At 30.5% G+C, this 11943-nt stretch carries 8 protein-coding genes; 1 reads left to right on the top strand and 7 read right to left on the bottom strand.

Annotated features, from left to right (window positions below; all coding sequences use genetic code 11):
• Position 1: 1 nt before the first annotated feature.
• From EG339_RS06480 to EG339_RS06455, 5 genes are all read right to left on the bottom strand, one after another.
• Positions 2-3928 carry a DUF5977 domain-containing protein gene (locus tag EG339_RS06480; RefSeq protein WP_123869398.1) on the bottom strand — a complete coding sequence of 1309 codons (3927 nt, stop codon included), beginning with the start codon at positions 3926-3928 and terminating at the stop codon, positions 2-4.
• Positions 3929-3937: 9 nt separating this feature from the next.
• A complete protein-coding gene (locus tag EG339_RS06475) occupies positions 3938-5557 on the bottom strand; it encodes a T9SS type A sorting domain-containing protein (protein ID WP_123869397.1) in 1620 nt (539 codons plus the stop codon).
• Positions 5558-6032: 475 nt separating this feature from the next.
• On the bottom strand, positions 6033-6737 hold the full coding sequence (locus tag EG339_RS06465; protein ID WP_123869396.1) for a hypothetical protein: 705 nt from the start codon (positions 6735-6737) through the stop codon (positions 6033-6035).
• Positions 6738-6862: 125 nt separating this feature from the next.
• Positions 6863-7042, bottom strand: coding sequence for a hypothetical protein (locus EG339_RS06460; protein WP_123869395.1), 180 nt, complete (start codon positions 7040-7042; stop codon positions 6863-6865).
• Positions 7043-7222: 180 nt separating this feature from the next.
• The gene (locus EG339_RS06455; RefSeq protein WP_123869394.1) at positions 7223-7585 is read right to left on the bottom strand and encodes an SHOCT domain-containing protein; all 363 of its coding nucleotides are present in this window, start codon (positions 7583-7585) and stop codon (positions 7223-7225) included.
• Positions 7586-7754: 169 nt separating this feature from the next.
• Between EG339_RS06455 and EG339_RS06450 the strand changes: the two genes are divergently transcribed.
• Positions 7755-7997: a helix-turn-helix domain-containing protein gene (locus EG339_RS06450; protein ID WP_123869393.1), complete on the top strand. Its 243-nt coding sequence runs from the start codon at positions 7755-7757 to the stop codon at positions 7995-7997.
• Between the two features lie 95 nt (positions 7998-8092).
• Here the strand turns inward: EG339_RS06450 and EG339_RS06445 are convergent, their stop codons facing one another.
• Together EG339_RS06445 and EG339_RS06440 are read right to left on the bottom strand one after the other, a co-directional pair.
• Positions 8093-10396, bottom strand: a complete 2304-nt coding sequence (locus EG339_RS06445; protein ID WP_123869392.1) for a DUF262 domain-containing protein — start codon at positions 10394-10396, stop codon at positions 8093-8095.
• A 1-nt stretch (position 10397) separates the two neighbouring features.
• Positions 10398-11702 (bottom strand): putative phage abortive infection protein, encoded by a 1305-nt coding sequence (locus EG339_RS06440; RefSeq protein ID WP_123869391.1) that lies wholly within the window; start codon positions 11700-11702, stop codon positions 10398-10400.
• Between the last annotated feature and the right edge of the window lie 241 nt (positions 11703-11943).

Genomic DNA, 11943 nt, shown 5'->3' with positions numbered 1-11943 from the left:
ACTAGTTTTTATCGTATTCAAAATATAATGTTGCTGAACTTCCTGAGTTTCCACCTGTAGATCTTACTGTAACATCTCCTGCTGGTCCTAATGATACGCTCCATCCGCTACCATTGGAGGAGACATCTATGCTTTTATAAGAATTTGGTCTGCATAAGCTATCTAGTGTCCCTATAAACACTCCATTAGACCAATTGGGTGTAGATCCATTATAGCCGGTTATAGGAAAACTTAGAATAACTTTTATATGACCCAAAGAAGTTTCTTGAAAAGATGAGTAATAAATATCTGCAAGATGAGTGGGGGTAATAGTACATACATAAGGTTTGCATACCCCATTACTATTCACATAGTTTTGGCCATTAGCGTCAACATCATTTTGTGCCTTTTGATCAGCATCGGGTTGACTTAAAGTAGAAGTATACTTCCCTTCCGGAACAGTATAGAGACTTGGTTCTGGTAGAGTTCCTGGTCCACAATTAGCTCTCAGAAAACTTCCGCTTTTTGGATTACTGTAGAATATTCTTGGAGCGTAATTGTAATTATATTCCTTTAAAATGTTTCCTTCCTGATCAATGATTTTTTGTAATTTATTAGTAGTGTTATATTTATAAACAGTTTTGATTCCTGTCTCGTCATATTCTGTCTTTATTCCTATTAAAGTATTATAAGTATAGGTGGAAATTTTATAATTTTTAAATTCTGCCTTTTTTCTAAATATTTCTAAATTAGAAATTAAATCTCCTTCTGTTCCATCATTAACATGTAAATCCGACTTCTTAACAATATCCAGATTTAAATAAGAATTAGAATTATTAGGATCTAATGAGAAGGCTTGCATTACCTCTGCATAGGTTGCGCCTTCAATTTTTGCAATTAATGAGTTTTGGCCATATCCCCAAATAAAAGTTGTTGGGGTCTGTACAGAGTTTTTTACTTCAATAATGTTTCCCTTATTATCATAGCGGGTAAAGTAAGTCTTATCAGAATCATCCTGTGGGTAACCTTTTATTCTTTCTGTTAAATTAATACTCCCAGTAGGCGTATAAATAAATTTATCAATGTTGGAATTCGTAAATTTCCCATTTTTAAACTCTTTATTACCAACAGGCATTGTTTTAACATTCTCATCGGTAGACATCTGTTGGTTAAATTGATCGCCTTGTTCAAAGCTGTATAAAACTTCATTTTTATATGTATCTGCACCTAAGTAATCTGTAGTACTCTTTAACAAATTATAAGAATCCAGATAACTATAAACCTTATTTTTAGTGAGACTTCGGCTATTAAAAAAGTCAGTTGTCTTTACCTCTAATAGGTTATTACGATACATTCTGCTATCCTTTCCTACGGTAAACGAGCCTGTACTAGCCCCAGGAACGAGGTTGAACAATGCAGCAGGAATCTTTACATTAACTCCAGGTCCTGTATAATCAAAAGCAAAAGTATATGGTATGTTATTATCTTGTATATATTGCTGGTTCGCATCATACCTAATCATATCCATTATAGGAAAGTCCTTATTTTCTAAAGTATATTTATATTCTGTCTTTCTAATTAAATCATTTGAATCATTATATTCATTTCTTTCTAATAGTTGCCCCACGAGAGGATGTTTTAACATATACAAAAACGATTCTGATCCAACAGGAAAATAATAATTATAAAGATCAAAGTTTGCATTTGTAACTGTATTTATAGCAGTCACTTTTTGAGGATTATCACTTATGGAAGAATATTTTTCAAATATTCTTCCACCATTAGGGAGTTTCTCTGTTACATTTTCGTATTGAACTACCCCGCCATTATATGTAGTCTCTTTACCATATAGATTTTGCGAAAGAAAAGTTGTTGGAATTGTGCCTCCTGAATAGAAAAAATTTTTCCCATTGCTTATTATTGGGAGGTGAGCAATTTGCCCACCAGAATATTGGTATGTAGTAGTATAAATTTTACCACCATCAATTAAGTCGATACTTGCAATTCTTATACCTGCTCCAGATATTTGCTGCCCCTTCCAATTAAATGTATTGAGTTCGTAATTGAATTTTTGCAATCCTTGAGTTGCATACTGAATTGATTTAAGACTCCAAGCTCTTGAATCCTCTAATGTTGAAAGCTCTTGATTATATCCACCATAATTTACTACAACTGGAGATAAAGCTGGTATTCTTAATGTTGAATAGTATTCTAGGTTAATACCGCCTTGATTTTCCGTATATCTATATACAATTGGTTTTCTAGGCATTCTTTTATTGACATATTTTTTCCCATATTCTTTAGTTGGCCAATCTACAGGATCCCATTCATTATTAGATAATAAATATGACGTTGCAGAAGGGTCCAAAGGGGACTTATAACCAAAAGGATCTACATGATAAGTCCCTATTTTAGGTTGATCACGGTCTTCATAATATTTAAAAACCTGATAATCAACAACATTTTGCATTTCTGCATCAGAATATTTATAAACTGATGTCAATTTCAATCTACGGCACTGCTCCACATTATATGTCAAATTATAATCCGTACATTTTGAATCAAAATAACTGTAATTAAAAACGTACAACCACTTAAGGTTACCCTTATAATCCTTAATATAAACTTTAGACAAATAAGGGTCTTTATTGTGTCCTACCCAGTTTGTTGGACTACTCAGCAAGATGTCAAGAGATTTGCTGTCTTCCCTTCCATTAACATACTCAAAATCTATGATTTCTTTATCTGTTTTAATTTGGGCAATATTTTTCTTAATAAATCCATCATAATCATGATTTACAGCATCTTGTATTGAACTTTCTGCCTGATAATCTCCATCATAACCACGTCTTAGTACATTATATGTTGCTCCCTGCCTAATATAATCATTTATCCCACTATGCACCATGTATGAAAAAAGTACCTTTTTCTTCGTTACATTGTCTGTAATAGAACTAATATGATATTTATTAACATATCTAGTTACTTCGCTGGAACGTGTAGAGGAATAGTTTGCCCCAGAATCTGTTAGATGCCCTAAATCAGATGCATTTGATGGTATTTGTACCGAGAAGTCATTAAAGTCATAAGTAAAGCGATCTTTAATGATATTAATTTTTTGTACATCTTTATATGGCAAATAAATCTCATTACAACTAAAATTATAATAAAGAGCTAAAAAATACACTGGTTCTTTAGTAAGACTAGGATTACTAGGGCATAAATGCCCTACTGGATATTCGTGATAAAATCCATATTTGTTTACAAAATTAGGATCAAACCGTCCATAAGTAAGTGATATTTTTTGTCCATTAAATGGACTAACGTGTACTGGTTGTAAATTAGGATCAATATAAAATGAAGAGTTTAAATTTAAAAAATTCACATCATATACATCGGGTAAATCTCTATTATAAGATGGTATGGAGTTCGCAAAATCCATCGTAATAGACGAAAGATATCCTAGACAAAATTCATACAACTTATACAAACCAAAAGAATATTGTATATTTGATTTTGCATCATTCATTTTTACAATATTTTTATTGATTTCCCCTCCAGTGTTTAATGCCCAACCCAAGCCAACCTCAGTAGCAAATTGATCAGCCTTAACTCCTCCAGAATTATAAACAAGTTCAATCGGAATCTTCAATCCCTGAAAGTCAACTTCATATAAAGGAATTTTAACATTAGCCTTACCTACAACCTTGTTCAAGCCAAAAGGTTCTATTTTATTAAATTGGAATAAATCTCTGTTAGTATTGAGAGCTTGTGTATTATATTGAGAGCCATCATTATCAGTAGAATTTTTACTCGTAGATCCACCAGGAGATGATATTTTGTCTAAAGATCTAAGAACATCACTTTTGGCCATTGAGTCTATTACACTTTTTTGAGAATATATACTACCATAGCTATATAATAGAAATATTAAAAATATTTTTTTCATTATTTATCCTTATTTTTTTATCAGCTTTGCATTCGCTGTTTTATTATTATCAGTTTTTATCGTCACCAAATAAGCTCCCTGTACTAAAGCTTGCGTATTAATTTTAGTCACTCTATTCTTGGTTTCGAAGTTTTGAAGTTGCCTTCCGCTCATATCATATAGCATAATATCAGCTTCTTTGAAATCAAATCCGATTTCTACATAGGCATAATCAGTTACCGGATTTGGATAGACTTTGATATCGTATTTTGCAATTAAATCATTCACCTGTTTGTCACCCAACTTTACAATCTTCCAGTTTTCTTTCCCTAATTCTTTGGCACTGGTTCCTGCTAAAACAATTGAACCATCACGATTTAGTTTCAAGTCCGAAAGCCGCTCTTCTTTTTGCCTAGATTCTCCTGCTACATGCTTTCTCCACTGCTCATTGCCGTTGCAATCCAGATATAACATCCAGAAGGTTTCATCATCTTTTTCTATTCTTCCCTCGGCTTGGGTGTAACCACCTAACAGAATTCCTTTAGATTGATTGTCTGAAGAATGAATCACATTCATTCCCATCAGTATATCCCGATTTTTGAAATTGTAGGACTTCTGCCACTGCTCATCCCCTCTTTCGTTAAGAGCAATGATCCAAAGATCTGTGCCTTCTTCAATTCCTACGGTTTTGTTGCCAGACCTTTCTGATCTCGATTCCCCACCGATGATGTAACCATTTGATGTTAAAGCCAATGTTCTGATATGATCATCTCCTTTACCACCAAAGTTCTTTTCCCATTCTACTTTTCCGTTTTTATCCAGCTTAACGATCCAGTAATCCCCTTCACCGAAATTACTGCTTTGTTTTGAGACTGCAGATAGCAGGTTGCGGGTAGCAGTATCTGCAGCAGAAGATCTTGCTTCAGGATATCTAATCCCGGATCCCGAACCTCGGAACTCGGAGCTCCTTGAGTAAATCCCTAATAAAGCGCCACCGTCTTTTGTGGGAATCATCTTTTCCACTTCATCCAGGCCTTTTCCGCCTAAAATCAGCTGGGAAAGTTCCTTGCCATCCTTATTGATCCTGGTGATCCAGACATCTTTTGAACCATAGCCACTGGAAGAGTTCTGTACATTTCCGGCGACAAAAAAGCCTAAATCTGTACTTTGAATTACTGCTCTGGCTTCTTCATCAGAAGAGGTTCCCAACGTTTTCTGCCATAATTCATCCCCGAATTCATTGATTCTGATGAGCCAGATATCTGATCCGCCTTTGGATTCCTCTTTTTTATCTAAACCTTTCTCCGAATAGCTGGTTCCGGAAATTAAAAATCCACCCTCCTGGGTGCTTACTGTAGAAGATAAATAATCGTGATTGTCCCCGGAGAAATATTTTTCCCAGACTTCTTCTCCCTGCTGGTTAAGCTTAACCAGATGGAAGTCGTAACCGTTGTTCTGTTTGCTTCCCTGCTGAAGTTTATCGCTCTGTATGGAGCTTCCCGTAATAAGATACTGCTGATCGATGGTAGTGGTAACCTGACTTAGAAAATCCTGGGTAGAAGATCTGATATCTTTCTGCCACAGAACCTCTTGGGCAGACACCCCAAGAACTGTACATATAAGACATGCACTGAGATAAATCTTTTTCATTCCCGTGTTGTTTTGAGTTTAGTAATTAGCTTTTCAAATTTTGCACAAATTTAACTTTTTTAGTTCATATAAGTCGTATATACGTGATTTAATACAAAATATTTCCAAACATTAGGAAATCTTCTGTGATTCTATAGCCCTTCATTGATTCTACAAATCTACTACAGTACAACGACAGAACTCGACGCAAAATATTAAATACTTTACGCCGATATCAACTACGGTAAGCACTCAATGATTGCATCAGTAAGCCTTAGACAAACCAGGAATTTCGATTTCAGAAAAATAGATCATCATCCAGGTAAATATAGCTTGCTACTCACTAATGGTTCATTACTCATTATGAAAAGTGACCTTTAGGAGTATGGGATATAGAATTTCTAAATCAACAGTACTATGAAAGAACTGATTAATTTAACTTTCCAACTTCGATTGAAATAAGTTTTTTAAACTAACTTGAAAATGTTTAATCATTTCATTTTGTTATAATGGAGCTATCCTTTAAATTACTTTCCTTAAACAAATCTCCGAACTCTTTAATGATATATCTTTGATTAGTTGTATTTTCAAAAATCACAAACTTATCATTATAATATCTAAATTCAGCTTTAGGATACTGAGCTTTTACTTTATCCGTTAATAAAGAAATATTTTCTATAGAATTATAATCAAATTGCCTATCCAAAATATTTAGTAGTATCGAGAATAAAACAGCAGTGATAACAAGTTCAAAAATCTTTAAACTAGTCTTTGCATTTCCCATATTTTTATAAAGAAAAATGAAAAAAATATTAATTCCAAGTAGCATAAAACTTTTGAAGAGTTTATAATAATTTTCATCTACGAAATCCCTATAAATATTTAGTCCTAGGGCTAGCAAAGCAAAAAATAAAGTAATCCAAAATTTTATGTGTTGTCGTTTATCATTCTTAATAGCCAGATAAAAACCATATGAAAGAATTCCTATAAGATATAAGGGAGACCTAATAAGTATTAAAATACCATCAATTAGAAGCTGACTAATAGAAAAGTATTCTATAAGAGATGGAGAAAGTGATACTAATTGGTAAAGCTGCCCCAATCCCCCTAATAATGTAGGAACAAAAATAATAATTGCGAAATATTCCTTTAAAAATGTTAATATACTATTTGCAAGAAGTGCATCAAAAAATCTTTTCATTTTTTATTTATTATGTTATTCGAATAAATCAAAGTAACAAATAAACAAATTAAACTATTCATAAAATTACGGATTCTCGTAAATAACTATTTAAAGTATAGATCACCTGAAATTACTTAATAATATCAGGTTTCCAAAATCCTTTTAACTTCCCCTATTTTATCTCCTATCAATTTAGAGAATATAATTAATTTCTTTTGAGTAACGCTCTCATCAAATTTCTTTCTAGCATCTTTTCCTTTATAAACAACAACACCTCTTTTTTCTGATGTGTCAATCAGCTTTCTTAATTCTACCTTTTTCATATAAAATTTACTTATCAGGTTCATTATATGTGCTGATAGGAACCTGCCGCATATTTTTATTCTTAGCAATTCTCTTAATTTTGATTTCCTTAATCTCAAGTTTAAAAAATTCCTTTAACATAAAATCTAAATCCTTTTCATTAATTTTTAGAATAACCTTCATCATTGCATTTAGATTAACTATTTCTGATTTAAAATTTTATTCTTTTCGGTTTCAAATTCTTCTTCATTAATAATACCTTGAGAACGCAAATTATCTAATTTACTAAGCTGATCGTACTTATCAAGTATTAAAGGGTCTTGTGACTTTCGCCTAAGATTAATAATATTCTTACTTGAAAAAGCCTTTGCAAATGCCAGCCACCAACCATATAAAGTCCAGCCAAAAAAAAGATTAATAAATAATACACTGAAGAATTTAAACTTTATAATTGGAGTTCTAAATAAAGCTATTATAGTAGGAGCAAAATAAATGAAAAGAATTATTCTAAAAAAAAGAGCTTCTCCATCACTATGGCTTATAGCAGAAAGTATTACCAACATTATTTATAATTTATTTTTAATCTATTTCTCTTTATGTCAGCAGCCTCACAATAAAGAATAGGTCAAATATAAAACTTTTCTTAAAAAAAGCTACTAATAAGATACATCTTTTTAGTGGTAACATAACTGGCGCTTATTTCCAAGCTTTGTATTCTCTAATTGAGGCTATATGGAGGAAAAAGAATTTTTAAAGGAAGAAATCCTGAAGAAGCTTGGGAAAAGAATAAGAGAACTAAGAATAGCTAAAGGTTATTCTAGCTATGAATATTTCGCTTATGAACACAATATTTCTAGAGCTCAATTTGGAAGATACGAAAAAGGAGAAGATTTAAGATTCAGCACATTGGCGAAAATAATATATGCTTTTGATATGACTCTGGAAGAATTTTTCTCAGAAGGATTCGAAGAATAATAAAAAATAATCATATACTTCCTTTTGAAAGCGACTTTAGTTATAGTTGAAAAAAATAAAAAGTTTCTATAAAGAAACTTTTTATACAAATAATACTAGCTTTTAATATTTAAAATGTCATCTAATTTTTTTGAAAATTTATTAAAGTAAGATTCATTCACTTTTTCACCATTAGCATTTTTTAAAAGAACTAACATTTCTCTAATAACATTTTTAATACTAAGTGAGTTCTTCTCATTATTTCCTGAATTTAGCACCAACCAAGTAATATAAAAATCTTGGTACGACCTTCTAAAGGATCTAGAGTTTTTGACATTAAAGAATTCATTTATTTCGTCCTTTCTAGTTGTTTCATCGAACAATTCACCAAACTTATCTATTAATTCTTGTGTTTTCTCAATACTTTCCATAAACAACTGTTTTTCCACACTGTTTTCATCTAACTTTGTTAAAAAATCTGTAATTGCAGATTTATTTTTTATTCTGCAAGTAATTCGATCTATTCGTGGAAACAACCCTAATACTTTGTTATAAGGTTCATTTTTTTGTAAATGATAAACTAGATAAGACAGAATAGTTATTAATTCCTCATTCTCCATTCTATCAGTTTTCCCATCTGTTCTTTCTTTGCTATAAAACCAAGAAATATTTTCATCCGTAACTTGCTTAATCTTATTGATAACATCATTATCTACAGTAGAATTCCACATTTCAAAAGAATTATTATTAATAGGATAAGGCTTTTGATTTAATCTTATAAATAAATCAGTCGCCGAAAACCCTTCATTTAAACTCTCCTCAATTATAATCTCATCAATAATAAAGTCTAAGATTTTATCTTTTTCCAAACTCGATAAAGCCGAATATACCATTCCATTCTTATCCAATATTTTTAAACCTTTTAGTTTAAAATTATTATTAATAGAATGTGTTAACTCTCCATTTTCGTTTACATATTTTCGTCCTAAAAAAGCAATAATAGACAACAATCTTTGTTGTCCATCTATCACCTCCTTAACATTATCTTTCCTCTTAAATATAAATACAGGAGGCAAATTAATACCCAATAAAATACTTTCAATAATAGATGAAGCCTTATATACAGATATTTTTTCCTGTCTTTGATAGGAAGGTCGAATCAAATATTTGAAGGACTGCACGTCTGATAATATTTCCTCAATAGGTTTAGAAACAGGGGATGGCTTATTAATACGTAAACTTGCTAAATTCTTTAACACATCTTGAGCATCACTATCCGTCTGCAATAGATCTTTTAACTCATCTTTAAATTCCGTCTTTCTAATATATATATCAAAATTAAACCTAAATTTTTTTTCAAAAAATTGAGTAATATTAGTAAAGCGATCTATGATATTTTTATAATAATAAGCACTATCCTCGGCATAAACAAATTGATTATCTTTTAAATATTTTAATAAATCTTTCTGAATTTCAATTGGTTCTATATTAATGCCCTCTTGCTCTAAAATGCGAATTGCCCAAAGTACAGCTTCATTTATAAATCTATTCCTATGAACAAAATTGTTATTAATAAAAAAGTTGTTAAGAATAAATAATTTTTCAAGCTGATTTTTATATAGTACAAACTCTTCGGATAAATCATCCGATGAATTAACGAATGTTTCATATAGTATTGACAATATCTCATTTCTCCTAGCCCCTCTTGCATATTGAGATATGGGAAATTTTGAAAGAATAAATGAGCGTCTTAAGAAATCATTCATTTTCTCTATAATGTCAGCAGTAGCATAATCATTTGCAAAGAAACATTCTTTCAAATTGGAATAAAACAATTCATTGTTTTTGATTTCTTTTTCAAATAGTTCTGATAAGTAGTCTGTATCATATTTAGCAGCATCAACTTCTACAGAAGTCAGTGAAGTAATTCCAGTATTATACCTCCTGAAAATTTCTTTTTTTATTTTGTCTTCCAACTTTTCATCAATTCCTACAATTACTTCAAATTCAAAAATTCTAATATTAGAATTCCAGAAAATCTCTCTAACTTCTTCACTTAATTTATTATAGTTTTGTTTAGCAAGAGCAGGAAGTGATAATAATCCTTTTTCTGTTAAAGTGAAATCGTTTTCAATGAACCTTTTTAATGTTTCAAATCTTTGCCTACCATCAATTACTTCAATACTAGTACCTGATTTAAATAAAATTAAAGGAGGAATTTCAGTTCCTAAAATCACACTTTCGATGAAAAATGTTTGTTTAACATTATCCCAAACATAATTACGCTGATAATAAGGTTTGTAGTCTATTCTTCTAAGATTACGTTCACTTAAAAGAGTTTTGATTGATATTGTTCGAGGGGTAATCTTTAAACTACCTTTAAATATATCTATAAAATTTTTCTCAATTAAATTGCTCATATTACAAATTTTCTAAGTTTTCGACAACAAATAAAAACTCTATTTTGTGTTCTCCTTCAATAACAGAAACATCTATTTCTGATTCAGTGGGATTTTGATATTTAGAGAAAAATAAAATTGCATATAAATGTCGACAAATAATTTTTTTTAGTAATTCTTTACTAAGTCCAAGTTGATTATTAAAATCATTTATGTCTAATACTATGGAAAACTGAAACTTATCATTTATAACAAGTTTATGTTCTAATTGTACTCCCAATAATTGATATTTACTCGATTTTGAAATATCAGAACTTGTCTCTATACTACCATATTCTTTTAACCCTTCAATAATAAGATGTTCATTTGATCTTAAAAATTGCTCTAGCTTATACTTTTTAATCCCACTTAATCCGCATTCAAACTCAAGTTTATCTAATATATTTAGGTGTTTAAATATATAATACTTAATAACATAAGATCTTGCTTTAATACCTAAACTCGTTTGATAATTATAATTTAAAATTAATAATTCATCGTCAGAAAGTTGAGACCTTATTAATTTGAAGTATTCGTTTTTTTTATACTCGTCAATATTTGAAGAATCAACTAGAGCCATCAGTCTATATAAGGTTTTAAAGTATGGTGATAACTTATCCCTATTTTCATTATAAATCTCCAAATACTTTTCACAAATAATCTCAATAGATTTACTCATATTCATACCTTCCAATTCAACATCTCTTAATTTTTCAGTAAGCATTCCAAAAAAATTACTAGACTTATGGGAAATATTCAGTGAATTCTTATAATCATTTAAAACAGATAAATAAGAAAAGAAGCTTGCATCAAATTGCTGAGCCTTAGCAATACCTGATTGTTCTTTCAGTTCCTTATTTTGCAACCTATACAAATTAGTTTGCTCCATAATTAGCCTAGTTTGTTCCTCGTAAACTTTTCGAGTTTCTACAAGCTCTTCCTTTTGATCTTTAAATTCATTTACTTGTTGATTTAATGCATCAGTTTGCAAAGTAAGGTTTCTCTGATTTATATTAATATCTTTCCTCTGTTCTTTTAAAGCAACATAAAAAAGAATAACACCAGCAAGGGAAAATAAACTTCCAATAAAGCCGCCAATAAAATCTCCAAACTGCCCCATTATCGCCTCATCAAAATACCATTCAAAGTACCAGCTACCCAAAAAAAGATATAAAATAATTGTCAAAGCAATGATTGCCAGACCAAATATGCTCAATATCTTACCTGTCTTCTCAGAAAAAAAATTCTCATTATCAATTGGAGAATCGTCGTTTACTATATCATTCATATAGTTTTAAGAATAAAAATTGTTAGTAGTTTTTTATACAAATGGATTTAAAACCCTATTCCAAGGTTTTTTCAATTGTAACTTAGTAGGCAATTCCTATTAAATAACAATAAAGCCATATACAATGTATTTTGTAAAAAATAAAAAGATTAATCTTTAAATTGAGCAACAGCTATTTTCAAAAGATTTTTAAGAATCATAATAATATTTAATTTAAGAGGTTAGTTATTAGTTTTTCTTG

The sequence above is a fragment of the Chryseobacterium bernardetii genome (assembly GCF_003815975.1).
Lineage (GTDB): Bacteria > Bacteroidota > Bacteroidia > Flavobacteriales > Weeksellaceae > Chryseobacterium > Chryseobacterium bernardetii.
Note: the sequence above shows the minus strand (reverse complement) of the source record. Positions and strands in the feature narration are given on the sequence as shown.